Below are 14,065 nucleotides of genomic sequence, written 5' to 3' on the forward strand. Positions count from 1 at the left end.
GTGAATGCCTGACCATGCCCGAATTGCCCGAAGTCGAGACCGTCCGCCGCGGCCTTCAGCCTGTCATGGAGGGTGCGAAAATCCTGGTCGCGGAGGCCCGCAGGCCCGATTTGCGCTTTCCCTTCCAGCCCGACTTCGTGGCCCGACTGAAGGGGCAGGTCGTCACGGGGCTCGGCCGCCGTGCAAAATATCTCCTGGCCGATCTCGCCTCCGGCGACGTGCTGTTGATGCATCTGGGCATGTCGGGCTCGTTTCGCGTCATCAAGCCGGACAACGAGGTAGCGCCCGGCAAGTTTCACTATCCGCGAGCGAAGGACTCCACGCACGATCACGTGCTGTTTCGGATGTCCTCCGGGGCCGACATCATCTTCAACGATCCGCGCCGCTTCGGTTACATGAAAGTGATCGCGCGCAGTGCCCTCGACGACGAGCCGCTGTTGCGCGGGCTCGGCCCCGAGCCGCTCGGCAACGAATTCGACGCAGCGATGCTGGCGCGGTCCTGCGCTGGCAAGACCACGAGCCTGAAAGCCGCGCTGCTCGATCAGCGCGTGGTCGCCGGGCTCGGCAATATCTATGTCTGCGAAGCCCTGCATCGCTCGCATCTGTCGCCGCGCCGGATCGCCGCGACGCTGTCGACCAAGAAGGGCGAGACCACCGACCATGCGAAGCGACTGGTCGGCGCGATCCATACCGTGCTGAACGACGCCATCAAGGCCGGCGGCTCCAGCTTGCGCGATCATCGCCAGACCTCGGGCGAGCTCGGCTATTTCCAGCACTCGTTCAAGGTCTATGACCGCGAGGGCGAGAAATGCACGACGCCGCGATGCGGCGGCACCGTGAAGCGTTTTACGCAGAACGGCCGGTCGACCTTCTGGTGTCCGAAATGTCAGAAGTGAAAATCAGGCTCGTAACCGAGAGGCCGTAAGCTTCTGCGAGAGTGACGAGCCCACCACGACCGTCATTGCGAGCGCAGCGAAGCAATCCAGAATCTTGCCGACGAAACAGCCTGGATTGCTTCGTCGCAAGGGCTCCTCGCAATGATGGCGGCGATAGAGTTTCCCAAAACGCGAAGCGAAGCAATCCGGCCGGGCTGGTGGCCGGATTGCTTCGTCGCTAAGGCCCCTTCCGGATGGTGAAGGGCCGGCTGCCGTCTGAGCGATTGCCCCGCTCAGGACGCCAGTATCGTGGTCTCGTCGGCTGCAAGCTCGGCGGCGACGTGCAACATTCCGTCCGCGGCCGCGATGGCCTGGTCGATCAAGACATTGGTGGTGGCGGCGAGCTCGAGCCGGGTCTCGATCCAATGCCAGAGGCCGCGGATCTCCTCGGTCGACTTGCCGTTCGGGGCGAATTCGTTCACCGCGAGGCCGCTTGCGAGCGAGTCCTGGTGGTCGTTGCGCATCACGATCAGGGGACGCGCGAGCACCTCGGCCAGATCGAGCGCGGCTTCCTCGGCGAGGGTGTTGGCGGCATTATCGATACGCTGGCCGCGGATCGGCGTTTGGTTCAGCACGAAACTGTAGGGGCGCTTCCAGGCGCGCGCGACGCTGAGCGTGGAGACGGTGGCTTCGATGTCGGCGACGCTCGGGCGGGCCGGGATCAGGCAGAGGTCGGAATGGCGGATCGCGGCGGTGGTCGCGGCGCTGAGGCCGGCGGCGGTATCGACGATCGCGATCTGGAGGCCGCTGTCGGCCAGCATCCTCAGGCGCGGCTCGATGTCGGCGGCGTGATAGATCGGCTCGACGACGAGATCATCGGTGGTGCGGCGGCGCTGCCAGTTGGACAGTGTGCCCTGCGGGTCGGTTTCGATCAGGCGAACGGTGAAGCCGGCCTGCTTGGCTGCCAGCGCGAGGCCGATGGCGAGCGTGCTCTTGCCGCTGCCACCCTTTTGGGTGGCCAGTGCGATCGTGTGCATTGAAGATCAATCCTTTGGAGTGCTTGGGCCAGGGAAACGCCACGCGAACGTGCATCGATCTCGATGCTGAGCTCTTCTCGCTCAGGACGTGCCGGCCCGATCCAAAGGGGATCGCGGAGGTCCGAATCAGCAGGGACGATGATGGCGGAAGCGGGAATGCCAGCGAATCCGTACCATTACTGGACCCGTACTCGTACGTGTGCTGTGCTTGATACCGTGAGTAAGAAGGACAAGAGGCATGGGCGGAAACTGGCGCGACCGGACGGCGACGAACTTCGAATGCCATAAGATGCCTGCGGTATCGAGCCGCGGCATGGTGGTCAGCAACCATCCACTGGCCTCGAGCGCCGGCGCGGAGATGCTGGCCGCCGGCGGCAACGCCGTCGACGCCGCGATAGCGACCCTGTTCACGCTGACCGTGGTCGAGCCGATGATGGTGGGCATCATCGGCGGTGGCATGGCGCACATCCGGCTCGCCGACGGCAGCCACCGTTTCATCGACGGGCAGAGCACCGTGCCCGCGGCGGTGCTTGACACCAGCTACACCCCGACGCCGGGCTCCGCGCATGACGTGTTCGACACCGTCGGCAATGAGAATCTCAACGGCCCAAAGGCGGTCGCCACACCGGGTTCGCTGAAAGCCTGGTGCGAGACGCTGCGCCGCTTCGGCACCATGAGCCTCGCCGATGTCATGCAGCCCGCGATCAAGCACGCCGCGCGCGGCTATGCGGCGACACCCTATCTGCACGAATGCATCAGCGAGAGCGCCGCCGAAATGCGCAAGGACAAGCCGATCGCGGCGATTTACTTGCCTGATGGAGAGCCGTTGAAGGTCGGCGAGCGCGTGGTACAGGCCGAATATGCCGAGACGTTGCGGCATATCGCCGACCACGGTGAAAAGGCGCTCTATGAGGGGCCGCTTGGCGACATCCTGGTCGATTACATGGAAAAGGCCGGCGGCTTCATCCGGCGCAACGACCTCACCAGCTACAAGACCGTCGAACGGCAGCCGATCCGCGCCGATTACCGAGGCTGGACCATCTTTGGCCCGCCGCCGCCCGCGGCCTCGGGCGTGCATATCGCGCAGATGCTGAACATCCTGGAGGGTTACGACATCGGCAGCCTCGGCTTCGGCACACCGGAAACGATCCACTATCTCGCGGAGGTCCTGAAGATCGCATTCGCCGATCGCGCCGCTGCCAGCGGCGATCCTGATTATGTCGGCGTCCCCGTGGAGCGGCTGACTTCGAAGGCCTATGCCGAGGAGCGCCGCGCTGCGATCGATCCGGCACGGGCGCAGAGCTGGGGCGCCGGCGTGTCGCAGCTTGAAGGCGCTCACACCACGCACATGACGGCGGCTGATGCGTTCGGCAACGTGGTTGCGACCACGCAGACCATCAACAATCTGTTCGGCGCCAAGATCATGATCCCGGGCCTCGGCGCCATCGCCAACAACTACATGAACCTGTTTGATCCGCGTCCAGGCCACGCCCTGTCGCTGGCGCCGGGCAAGCGGGTGACGACCTCGATGTCGCCGATGATGGCGCTCCGTGACGGAAAGCTGCGCTATGCGCTGGGCCTGCCCGGCGGCAAGCGCATCTTCCCGAGCGCAATGCAGGCGCTGGTCAATCTGATCGACCACGGCATGAGCTTGCAGGAAGCGGTCGAGGCGCCGCGGGTCTGGACGGAGGGCAATGCGCTCGAAGTCGAACAGAACGTACCGGAGAGCGTGCGCGCGAAGCTCGAGAGCCTCGGTCACAAGGTGCAGCCTGTCGCGACAGTCGCCGGCGGCATGAACGGTATCGCCTTCCACGACGGCGGCACCATGAGTGGCGCCGCTTGCTGGCGTGCGGACGGCACGCCGGTCGGGATCTCCGGCGGTCTCGCAAAGGCCGGGATCAGGTTCAGGCTGAGCTAATGGCGCGCTGGGTCGCGAGCTCGGTCAGCTCTTCCGCTCGTGGAGAGGTTGCGCGCCTTCGGCGAGCTTACTTCCGCACGCAGATCACGCGCACGACGGCGGCTTTCGCATCCGTCGAGGTGCCGTTCGCGGTGACACCGTTTGTCTTCAGGAAATCGCGCACCGTCTCCGCGGAGACCATCACCGCCTGCGACGCCGGTACCGACGTCGCGGCGCCCGCAACCATCGCCGGCTTCAACAATGCGATGCCGGCGAACTTGCCGTCGCCGTCGATGGCGGCGCTGCCGGAAAATCCGACCGCGGGCGGTGGTGACAGCGCTGAATCACTGCCACCGACGGATGCCAGCGCGGCCTTGAGGCTCGACACACCGACCGCGCCGCCCTGGCTCTGCGGATCCGCGATACCGATGATATCGACGCTCGTCTTCGCCGCGCCACTGCCGAGGCTGAACGGCTTCAGGCCGCGGGCGCCGTAGATGTGGAGCAGCGCGAGGTCGTGTTCCCGGTCTTCGGCGAGACGGTCGGCGCTGCCATAGCCGGCGACCGTGATCGCGAGACAGGAATCGGTGACGAGGCGGTCGGTGACGATCGCGCCATCGTCGCTGACGACGAGCCCGGTGCCATATTCGACCGTCTTGCGTGGCGGCGGCCCGGCCTGTGGCCCCGACGGGAATGCAGTGAACGCGCTCGACATCGCGATCACGACCGGCTCGACGGTGTTCTCGGTCGCCTGGTCGTAGAGGATCGTCATGATGCGAACTTCATCACCCCTGGAGGTGCCGCGCATGTAAAATTTCTTCAGACCCTGCAGACCCGACAGCACGAAGAAGTCGGGCTTCACCACGGTGTAGTCGACCTTGCGACCCGGCTCCTTCTTTTCCGCTTCGGCAAGCTTGGCTGTGGTCGGGTTCGCCTCCTTGCGGCGGCTGAGCAGCACCTGCACCGTTCCGGTGGGAGAGGTCCATTTCGAGCCGTTGGCGTCGGTCGCCTGCTGCGGCACCAGTTTTGAGGGAATACCAAGCCGCGCGCCGCTGGTCATCTCCGTCACAATCCTCCAGCCGACGCTCTCCTGTTTGCGGCGCGCGGTCTCGGCGAGCGCGGCGCGTTCCTGCGGATTGAGCACGCCGGTCGGCTTGCCGCCCTTGGCCTTCTGATACTCCTTGATCGCCTCGACCAGGCGCGCGCTGACGTCGCCGGTGATGGCGCCGTTATATTGGCCGACCCAGGCAAGGTCGGACTGCAGCGATAGCCGCTCCGCCTGCGCCATGGCATCGGCCGTCGCAGCCGGCGTCTGCAAAGCAGGAGGCCGGATCGGAACGGTCTGGACCGGCTTCGGCTTGGTGCCGGGGATCTGCGGTGTCGTCATCTGGGCGTGTGCGCCTGTCGCAGCCGCAAACATCAGTGTTGCCGCAAGCATCGATCTCATGACAAATCCAGCCAGCCCATTGAACGCAATGCCATTGAAGCACATCTCGTTGGTCGCGAACAATCTCGGGGTGGTTCAGCCGGGCGATAGAGGCCACGGACTCAGGCCCTCATCCTGAGGAGCGGCCTCAAGGCCGCGTCTCGAAGGATGGCTCCGGGCGATATGGGGCCTGCATGGTTCGAGACGCGCGTTCCGCGCTCCTCACCATGAGGGTTGAGAGAACAAAGGATAACGATGCTGAGCCCGGACGAACTCGAACGTTATGCCCGCCATATCGTGCTGCGCGATGTCGGTGGTCCCGGCCAGGCAGCGCTGAAGCGAGCCTCCGTGCTGGTGATCGGCGCCGGCGGGCTCGGTGCGCCCGCCTTGATGTACCTTGCGGCCGCCGGCGTCGGTACGCTCGGCGTGGTCGATGACGATGTGGTGTCGCTGTCGAACCTTCAGCGCCAGGTCATTCACACCACGCCCGATATCGGCCGGCACAAGGTCGAGAGCGCGGCCGAACGGATCTCGGCGCTCAATCCGCATGTCCGCTTCGTCGGTCACGCCAACTGGCTCAATGCCGACAATGCGCTGGCGCTGATCGGCGACTATGACCTGGTGCTCGACGGCTCCGACAATTTCTCGACCCGCTATCTGGCCTCGGACGCCTGCTTCTTCGCCAAAAGGCCGCTGATCACGGCGGCGCTCGGCACCTTCGATGGCTCGCTCACCACCATCCGCGCGCATGAGAAGAACGAGCAGGGCGAATTCAACCCGACCTATCGCTGCCTGTTCCCGGAGGCGCCGCCGCCCGGGACCGTGCCGGCCTGCGCGGAAGCCGGCGTCATGGGCGCGCTCGCGGGCGTGATGGGCTCGATGATGGCGCTGGAGGCGATCCGCGAGATAGTCGGCTTCGGCGACGGCCTGGTTGGCCGCCTCCTGATGATCGATGCGCGCGCGATGCGCTTCGAGACGCTGCGTTACGCGCGCGATCCAGCCAATCCGCTCAATGGCGATGGACCTGTGATCACTGATCTCAGCGCCCATCGCACCTGATCGCAGCCGCTACGCCGTGGCCGGCTTCTCGCTGTCGAGATGCGCCATCTGCTCGGCGGCGTAACGCGTACCGGCGGCGACATCGGGCGGGAAGGCCTTTGCCAACAGCGCGAGATGAGCCGGCGTCAGCGTGACCTTGGCCGCACCAAGTGCCTCGCTGAGGCGGTTGCGGGTGCGGGCGCCGACCAGCGGTACGATCTCCTTCCCTTGCGCCGCCACCCAGGCGATCGCGACTTGTGCCGGCGTCGCGCCAATCTCGGCGGAGATGGCGCGCAGCTGCTCCACCAGCGCCAGATTGGCATCGAGATTCGATCCCTGGAAGCGCGGCGTCATCAGCCGGTAGTCCTTGCCTGTCTTGCCGGAGTCCTTCGACCAATGGCCGCTGATCAGGCCGCGCGCCAGCACGCCGTAAGCCGTGATGCCGATGCTGAGCTCGCGACAGGTCTTCAGGATGTCGCGTTCGATGCCGCGCTCGATCAGCGAATATTCGATCTGGAGATCGGCGATCGGGTGCACGGCATGCGCGCGGCGGATGGTGTCGGAGCCGACCTCGGACAGGCCGATATGTTTGATGTAGCCGGCCTTCACGAGATCGGCGATGCCGCCGATGGTTTCCTCGATCGGAATGTTGGGATCGAGCCGCGCCGGACGGTAGATGTCGATGTAGTCGGTGCCGAGCCGCTGCAGTGAATAGGCCAGGAAGTTCCTCGTTGCGGCCGGCCTCGTGTCCATGCCGGTGAATTCGCCGGCAGGACCGCGCAGCGCACCGAATTTGACGCTGATCTGCACCTTGTCGCGCGGCACGTCCTTGAGCGCTTCGCGCACCAGCATTTCATTGTGGCCCATGGCGTAGAAATCGCCGGTGTCGACTAGGGTGATGCCGGCATCCAGCGCGGCGTGGATCGTGGCGATGCTCTCACCGCGATCGGCGGGGCCGTAGACCTCGGACATGCCCATGCAGCCGAGACCGAGAGCGGAGACGGTGGGGCCGGTTGAACCGAGTTTGCGCTGTTCCATGATGGCTCTCCTCGAAAAGGCGCTGACTGCGCCGCGTGACGAGGCCTGATATGCACCTGATCGATTGCGCCGATAAGCTGGACAATCGAGAATGGCTTGTTCACATTAGCGAACAATGGCTGAGCCCGACCTGCGTGATCTCGACGTCTTCGTGGCGGTCGCCCGCACCCGCAATTTCCGACGCGCGGCGGTCGAAATTCGCGTGTCGGTGTCGAGCCTTAGCCAACGATTGCGGGACCTCGAAGAGCGCCTCGGCGTCCGCCTGATGAACCGCACCACCCGCAGCGTCGCCCTGACCGAGGCGGGCGAGCTGCTACTGTCGCGCGTGGCGCCGGCGCTGCGCGATGTCGGCGACGCCCTCGATCAAGTCCGCGGCCTGCGCGAGGTGGCCTCGGGCCGGCTACGCATCAACGCACCGCCGCCCGCGGTCGATCTCGTGCTGGCGCCGATGATCGGGCCGTTCCTCAAGGCCTATCCCCAGGTCGACCTCGACGTCGTCTCCGAGAGCGGGTTCGTCGACATCGTCAGCGCGGGCTTCGATGCCGGCGTGCGCTATGGCGAGCATCTCGCGCAGGACATGGTGGCGATCTCGCTCAGCGGCCCGCAGAGCTATGTCGTGGTCGCTTCGCCCGATTACCTCGCGCGCCGCGGCAAGCCTGAGCATCCGAAGGATCTGCTCGACCACGATTGTATCCGCGCCCGCTACTCCAGCGGTGTCATGCATGATCTGGAGTTCGAGAAGGCCGGACAGCTGGTGAAAGTCGATCCGCCAGCAAAGCTGATCTCGACCAACATGGGCCTTTCCATGCGCGCTGCGCTCGACGGCGCCGGTGTCTGGGCGACGCTCGATGGATATGTCGGCGAAGCCCTGAAGTCGGGCGCGCTGGTCAGGCTGCTTGAAGACTGGTGCGAGCCGTTTCCGGGCCCGTTCCTGTATTATCCAAGCCGGCGCCAGACGCCGCCGGCACTGCGGGCCTTCATCGATTTCGTTGCCGACTGGCGCAAGCGCAACGCCCGGGGATAGCAGACTCTCATGGTGAGGAGCGCGGAACGCGCGTCTCGAACCATGAAGGCCCGGATCTCTCCTGTGGCCATCCTTCGAGACGACCGCTACGCGGTCTCCTCGGGATCAGGCTGGAGAGCTTATAGCGCAGTCAGTTGAAGTCAGAGCATGCTCGGCAGCACGCGATCCGGCGGCTTGTGCGCATCCAGGAAGGTGCGGATGTTGATGATCACCTTCTCGCCCATCTCGACGCGGCCCTCGATCGTGGCCGAGCCCATATGCGGCAGCAACGTCACCTTGCCGGCCTTGGCGAGCCGCACCAGCTTCGGGTTCACCGCGGGCTCGTGCTCATAGACATCGAGGCCGGCGCCGCCGATCTCGCCGCCTTCGATCAGCTTGATCAGCGTGTCCTCGTCGGTGACCCCGCCGCGCGCGGTGTTGACGATGTAGGCGTCCTTGCGGATCAGCTTCAGCCGGCGCGCCGACAGCAGATGGTAGGTCGCCGGCGTGTGCGGACAGTTCACGGAGATGATGTCCATCCGCGCCAGCATCTGGTCGAGGCTTTCCCAATAGGTCGCGCCCAGCTCTTCGGCGATCTTCGGCGCCACCGGCCGGCGGTTGTGGTAGTGGATCTGCAAGCCGAAGGCGCGGGCGCGGCGTGCGACCGCTTGGCCGATGCGGCCCATGCCGATGATGCCGAGGCGCTTTCCGCCGATGCGATGGCCAAGCATCCAGGTCGGCGACCAGCCGGGCCAGGGTTTTCCTTCCGTCAGGATCGAGGCGCCTTCGATCATCCGCCTGGGCACGGCGAGGATCAGTGCCATGGTCATGTCGGCGGTGTCTTCTGTAAGGACTTTCGGCGTGTTGGTGACGGTGATGCCGCGGGCATGCGCGGCCTCGACATCGATGTTGTCGACGCCGTTGCCGAAATTCGCGATCAGTTTCAGCCTGCAGTCGGGCTGGTTGACGATATCGGCGGAGATGTGATCGGTCACGGTCGGAACCAGTACGTCGGCGGTACGGGCGGCTTCCGCGATCTGCTCGGCCGACATCGGCGCGTCGTCGAGGTTGATCCGCGCGTCGAACAGCTCGCGCATCCGGGTCTCGATCGAGTCCGGAAGCTTGCGCGTCACGACGACGAGGGGCTTTTTCTTCACCGACATGTCCTGCCCTCATGAGGCGTTGCGAGCCGCCTCTGTCGCCAAAGGCCGGCCGTTGAGGCCTCATTAACCCGGTTGTTCGACACTGCCTTTGCCGTGTCGTCCCCGGCGTTTCCTTCAAGCTCTCCCGACATTTCCGGCCGGAAAATCGGGACAAACCGGTTGTTCAGACGTCCGTCCTCTCTAGCAGAAGGCCGGGCCAAGACAAGAACCACGGGCAAAGGGCTCGGGAACACCCGCGTGGGGCGGGTCAGGGGCGACAGCGGCCTGGTTTTGGAATTTTGGGGTGAGGGCCCGGCTCGGCCGGACCTTCGACAGGAGACGGGTTGATGGCGTTGGGGCGTTTTTGTTCGGTGATGGCGCTCGTTTGCACCTGGTTGAGCGCTTCGGTCAGTCCCGGGCATTCGGCAAAGGACAGCACACCCCAGACGGCCTCGGGCCTCCCGGTGCCGCGCTACGTCAGCCTGAAATCGGATCACGTCAACGTCCGCGCCGGCCCGACCAAGGACAATGATGTCGCCTGGGTCTACACCCGCTCCGGCCTGCCGGTCGAAATCACCGCCGAGTTCGAGAACTGGCGCCGGGTCCGCGATTCCGAGGGCGCCGAGGGCTGGGTCTATCACTCGCTGCTGTCGGGCCGCCGCACCGCGGTCGTCACGATGAAGCACAAGGACGAGCTCGCGCCGATCTACGATCGCGCCGATCCCGACAGCGCGGTTGCGGCCAGGCTCCAGGCCGGTGTCGTCACCCAGGTGAAGAAGTGCAGCGCAAACTGGTGCCGCGTCAGCGGTAACGGCTTTGACGGCTGGATCCAGCAGGAACGCCTCTGGGGCGTGTATTCGGACGAGCAGGTGAACTGACGTTGGGCGGGGACGGAGCTGTTGCTCCACCGTCATGCCCGGGCTCGTCCCGGGCATCCGCGTATTTTGACGCCTGACCGAGTAACGTGGATGGCCGGGACAGGCCCGGCCATGACGATCAAATCAGCAATTCAGGATAGATCTCAGCGCTTCTTGCGCAACCGTACGACCATGTCGATGCGGGCGATCTCGTAACCCGCGGGCACCTCCGGCATCTTGGACAGCGCCAGATGCGGATCCTCGATGTCGACCAGCTCGTGGCTGTTCTCGAGATAGTAGTGATGGTGGGTCGTGACGTTGGTGTCGAAATAGGTCTTGGTGCCGTCGACGCTGACCTGACGCAGCAGACCGGCGTCGGTGAGCTGGTTCAGCGTGTTGTAGACGGTCGCCAGCGAGACCGGCACCTTGGCCAGCGTCGCTTCTTCGTAGAGCATTTCAGCCGTGAGGTGACGTGCACCCTTGCCGAACAGGAGCCAGCCGAGCGCCATGCGCTGGCGCGTCGGGCGAAGCCCCGCGGACTGGAGCATTTCGTTGACGTCGTGCCACGGGCAACCGGTCAAAGCCGGCTGGCGGCCGGACATAAGAGCCGCCGCATGGGCCTCGTCGTCGCGATGGGGCGCGTTATTTTCGTTCATTTCCAGCTTCGGGCACGCGTGAACACTGTCGTTCTCCAACATATATGGAGAGATAGATGCAGATGCAAGTTTCTCGCAACTAGAGTGGTTCTAATCAGGCAGGGAACCGGCGTGGCGGCCCGTCATTTTACCTTCATGAGAGCGCTTTGCTACCCGAAATGGCCTGTGTTAGAGAGCCCGCGGTTCCGCTTAACCGATTTTGGCGCGACCCGGCATTGAAGCCGCTCGCTATCCATCCGGGGTCCTTCGGTATTCTCGTCTGACAATGGCAACAGATGTTGCTTTTCGAACAGGATGGGGCCCATTTTCGCCGGAAACGCCGCTCAGTCGGGGTTAGAACACAAAGGCTTCCGCATGCTGAACAGGCGCAACGGTTACGAATATGAAGATCTGCTGGCGTGTGCCCGCGGCGAGATGTTCGGCCCTGGCAATGCGCAATTGCCGCTGCCGCCGATGCTCATGTTCGACCGCATTACGGACATCAGCGAGACCGGCGGCGAATTCGGCAAGGGGGTAGTGCGCGCCGAGCTCGATGTGAAGCCCGACCTCTGGTTCTTCGGCTGCCACTTCAAGAACGATCCGGTGATGCCCGGCTGCCTCGGGCTCGATGCGCTGTGGCAAATGGTCGGCTTTTATCTGGGCTGGAGTGGCGGTGAAGGTCGCGGTCGCGCGCTTGGCCTGAACGAGCTGAAGTTCAGCGGCCAGGTGCTGCCGGAGGCCCGCAAGGTTGTGTACAACATCGATATCAAGCGCGTGATGCGTTCAAAGCTGGTGCTCGGTATCGCCGACGGATGGCTTTCGGTCGATGACCAGATTATCTATCGCGCGAAGGATTTGAAGGTCGGCCTGTTCAAGCAGGGCACGAGCCTGGGCTGAGCGCATCACCACGAAGACAACGATTGAGGCGAGGCTGTCATGAGGCGGGTTGTGGTCACCGGGATGGGCATTGTCTCCTCCATCGGAAACAACACCCAGGAAGTGCTTGCGAGCCTTCACGAGGCGAAGTCGGGCATTTCGCGGGCTGAGAAATATGCCGAGCTCGGCTTCCGTTCGCAGGTGCAGGGTGCGCCGACGCTCGATCCTTCGACGGTGGTCGACCGCCGCGCCATGCGTTTCCTCGGTCAGGGTGCGGCGTGGAATCACGTCGCGATGGAACAGGCGATCCAGGATTCCGGTCTGTCGCCCGACGAAATTTCCAACATTCGCACCGGCATCATCATGGGCTCAGGCGGCCCGTCCGCTCGCACCATCGTCGAGGCCGCCGACATCACCCGCACCAAGGGACCGAAGCGCGTCGGGCCGTTTGCAGTGCCGAAGGCGATGTCCTCCACGGCCTCCGCGACGCTTGCGACCTGGTTCAAGATCAAGGGCGTGAACTATTCGATCTCGTCGGCCTGTGCCACGTCGAACCATTGCGTCGGCAACGCCTATGAGACGATCCAGATCGGCAAGCAGGACGTCATCTTCGCCGGCGGCTGCGAGGAGCTGGACTGGTCGCTGTCGGTGCTGTTCGACGCCATGGGCGCGATGTCCTCGAAGTACAACGACACGCCCGCCACGGCCTCGCGTCCCTACGACGTCAACCGCGACGGCTTCGTGATTGCCGGCGGCGCCGGCGTGCTGGTGCTTGAAGAGCTCGAGCATGCCAAGGCACGTGGCGCGCGCATTTACGGCGAGATCGTCGGCTACGGCGCGACGTCCGACGGCTACGACATGGTCGCACCATCAGGCGAGGGCGCCGAGCGCTGCATGCGCATGGCGATGTCGACCGTGAAGACCAAGGTCGACTACATCAATCCGCACGCGACATCGACCCCGGCCGGCGATCCGCCGGAGATCGACGCGCTCCGCAGGGTGTTCGGAAGTGGCGAGAAGTGCCCGCCGATCTCGGCGACCAAGGCGCTGACCGGTCACTCCCTGGGCGCAACCGGCGTGCAGGAAGCGATCTATTCGCTGCTGATGATGAACAATGGTTTCATCTGCGAGAGCGCCCACATCCAGGAGCTCGACCCCGTGTTCGCCGACATGCCGATCGTGCGCAAGCGCATCGACAACGTCAAGATCGGCACCGTGCTGTCGAACTCCTTCGGCTTCGGCGGCACCAACGCCACGCTGGTGTTCAGCCGGCTGGATGCGTGAGGTCCTTGCGGACGCGCTGGTAATTTTCTCGTCATGGCCGGGCTTGTCCCGGCCATCCACGTCTTGGCTCACGTCTTGGCCACCGGCTTCGAAGGGCGTGGATGCCCGGGACAAGCCCGGGCATGACGAAAGCGGAAAGCGATCGAAACGATGCAGGAATTGATGAAAGGCAAGCGCGGTCTGATCATGGGCATCGCCAATGATCATTCGATCGCCTGGGGCATGGCGAAGACGCTGCATGCCCATGGCGCCGAGCTTGCCTTCACCTTCCAGGGCGAGGCCCTGGGCAAGCGCGTCAAGCCGCTGGCGGAGCAGCTTGGCGTCGACATGGTGCTGCCCTGCGACGTCGAGGACATCGCGAGCGTCGACGCTACATTCACGGCCTTGCGCGAAAAGTGGGGCCGGCTGGATTTCGTGATCCACGCGATCGGCTTCGCCGACAAGAACGAGCTCAAGGGCCGTTACGCCGACACCAGCCGCGAGAATTTTTCGCGCACCATGGTGATCTCCTGCTTCTCCTTCACGGAAGTGGCAAAACGCGCCGCCGAGCTGATGACGGAGGGCGGCAGCATGATCACGCTGACCTTCGGCGCCTCGGAACGCGCGATGCCGAACTACAACGTGATGGGCGTGGCCAAGGCGGCACTGGAAGCCTCGGTGCGCTATCTCGCCTCGGACTTCGGACCGCGCGGCATCCGCGTCAACGCGATCTCCGCCGGCCCCATCCGCACGCTCGCCGGCTCCGGCATTGGCGAGGCGCGCGCGATGTTCGCCTTCATGCAAAAACATTCCCCGCTCCGCCGCGGCGTCACGCTCGATGAGCTCGGCGGCTCGGCGCTGTATCTGCTGTCGGATCTCTCCGGCGGCGTGACCGGCGAGATCCACTATGTCGATTCCGGCTACAACACCGTCCTGATGCCGCGGCCGGACGATTTGAAGGCGCAGGATTAGCTCTCG

At 64.6% G+C, this 14,065-nt stretch carries 13 protein-coding genes; 8 read left to right on the forward strand and 5 right to left on the reverse strand.

What is annotated here, in order from left to right; translation table 11 throughout:
* Positions 1-14 precede the first annotated feature (14 nt).
* A complete protein-coding gene (gene mutM, locus IVA75_RS11885; RefSeq protein WP_247285108.1) occupies positions 15-896 on the forward strand; it encodes a bifunctional DNA-formamidopyrimidine glycosylase/DNA-(apurinic or apyrimidinic site) lyase in 882 nt (293 codons plus the stop codon).
* A gap of 272 nt (positions 897-1,168) precedes the next feature.
* Here the strand turns inward: mutM and IVA75_RS11890 are convergent, their stop codons facing one another.
* Positions 1,169-1,912 carry a ParA family protein gene (locus IVA75_RS11890; protein WP_247285109.1) on the reverse strand — a complete coding sequence of 248 codons (744 nt, stop codon included), beginning with the start codon at positions 1,910-1,912 and terminating at the stop codon, positions 1,169-1,171.
* Between the two features lie 238 nt (positions 1,913-2,150).
* Between IVA75_RS11890 and ggt the strand changes: the two genes are divergently transcribed.
* Positions 2,151-3,830 carry a gamma-glutamyltransferase gene (gene ggt, locus IVA75_RS11895; RefSeq protein WP_247285110.1) on the forward strand — a complete coding sequence of 560 codons (1,680 nt, stop codon included), beginning with the start codon at positions 2,151-2,153 and terminating at the stop codon, positions 3,828-3,830.
* 67 nt (positions 3,831-3,897) lie between these two features.
* Here ggt and IVA75_RS11900 read toward each other — a convergent pair whose 3' ends face one another.
* Positions 3,898-5,256, reverse strand: a complete 1,359-nt coding sequence (locus IVA75_RS11900) for a serine protease (RefSeq protein ID WP_247285111.1) — start codon at positions 5,254-5,256, stop codon at positions 3,898-3,900.
* Between the two features lie 234 nt (positions 5,257-5,490).
* Here IVA75_RS11900 and moeB point away from each other — a divergent pair, with 234 nt between their 5' ends.
* Positions 5,491-6,294: a molybdopterin-synthase adenylyltransferase MoeB gene (gene moeB, locus IVA75_RS11905; RefSeq protein ID WP_247285112.1), complete on the forward strand. Its 804-nt coding sequence runs from the start codon at positions 5,491-5,493 to the stop codon at positions 6,292-6,294.
* Positions 6,295-6,303: 9 nt separating this feature from the next.
* Here the strand turns inward: moeB and IVA75_RS11910 are convergent, their stop codons facing one another.
* A complete protein-coding gene (locus IVA75_RS11910) occupies positions 6,304-7,311 on the reverse strand; it encodes an aldo/keto reductase (protein WP_247285113.1) in 1,008 nt (335 codons plus the stop codon).
* Between the two features lie 115 nt (positions 7,312-7,426).
* Here IVA75_RS11910 and IVA75_RS11915 point away from each other — a divergent pair, with 115 nt between their 5' ends.
* Positions 7,427-8,335 carry a LysR family transcriptional regulator gene (locus tag IVA75_RS11915; protein ID WP_027566141.1) on the forward strand — a complete coding sequence of 303 codons (909 nt, stop codon included), beginning with the start codon at positions 7,427-7,429 and terminating at the stop codon, positions 8,333-8,335.
* A 140-nt stretch (positions 8,336-8,475) separates the two neighbouring features.
* Here the strand turns inward: IVA75_RS11915 and IVA75_RS11920 are convergent, their stop codons facing one another.
* A complete protein-coding gene (locus IVA75_RS11920) occupies positions 8,476-9,477 on the reverse strand; it encodes a D-glycerate dehydrogenase (protein ID WP_027514698.1) in 1,002 nt (333 codons plus the stop codon).
* A 326-nt stretch (positions 9,478-9,803) separates the two neighbouring features.
* On the opposite strand from IVA75_RS11920, the gene IVA75_RS11925 reads away from it, so the two are divergent.
* Complete coding sequence (locus IVA75_RS11925) at positions 9,804-10,334, forward strand: SH3 domain-containing protein (RefSeq protein WP_007603917.1); 531 nt, start codon at positions 9,804-9,806, stop codon at positions 10,332-10,334.
* A 143-nt stretch (positions 10,335-10,477) separates the two neighbouring features.
* Here the strand turns inward: IVA75_RS11925 and irrA are convergent, their stop codons facing one another.
* Positions 10,478-10,969, reverse strand: coding sequence for an iron response transcriptional regulator IrrA (gene irrA, locus IVA75_RS11930; protein ID WP_007598357.1), 492 nt, complete (start codon positions 10,967-10,969; stop codon positions 10,478-10,480).
* Between the two features lie 354 nt (positions 10,970-11,323).
* On the opposite strand from irrA, the gene fabA reads away from it, so the two are divergent.
* The 3 genes from fabA (at position 11,324) to fabI (ending at position 14,059) form a co-directional block, all read left to right on the forward strand.
* The gene (gene fabA / locus IVA75_RS11935) at positions 11,324-11,845 is read left to right on the forward strand and encodes a bifunctional 3-hydroxydecanoyl-ACP dehydratase/trans-2-decenoyl-ACP isomerase (RefSeq protein ID WP_007603915.1); all 522 of its coding nucleotides are present in this window, start codon (positions 11,324-11,326) and stop codon (positions 11,843-11,845) included.
* Between the two features lie 39 nt (positions 11,846-11,884).
* On the forward strand, positions 11,885-13,108 hold the full coding sequence (gene fabB / locus IVA75_RS11940) for a beta-ketoacyl-ACP synthase I (RefSeq protein ID WP_026233025.1): 1,224 nt from the start codon (positions 11,885-11,887) through the stop codon (positions 13,106-13,108).
* 150 nt (positions 13,109-13,258) lie between these two features.
* On the forward strand, positions 13,259-14,059 hold the full coding sequence (gene fabI / locus IVA75_RS11945; protein WP_247285114.1) for an enoyl-ACP reductase FabI: 801 nt from the start codon (positions 13,259-13,261) through the stop codon (positions 14,057-14,059).
* The last annotated feature ends 6 nt before the right edge of the window (positions 14,060-14,065 follow it).

The sequence above is a fragment of the Bradyrhizobium sp. 134 genome, assembly GCF_023074155.1.
Taxonomy (GTDB): Bacteria; Pseudomonadota; Alphaproteobacteria; order Rhizobiales; family Xanthobacteraceae; genus Bradyrhizobium.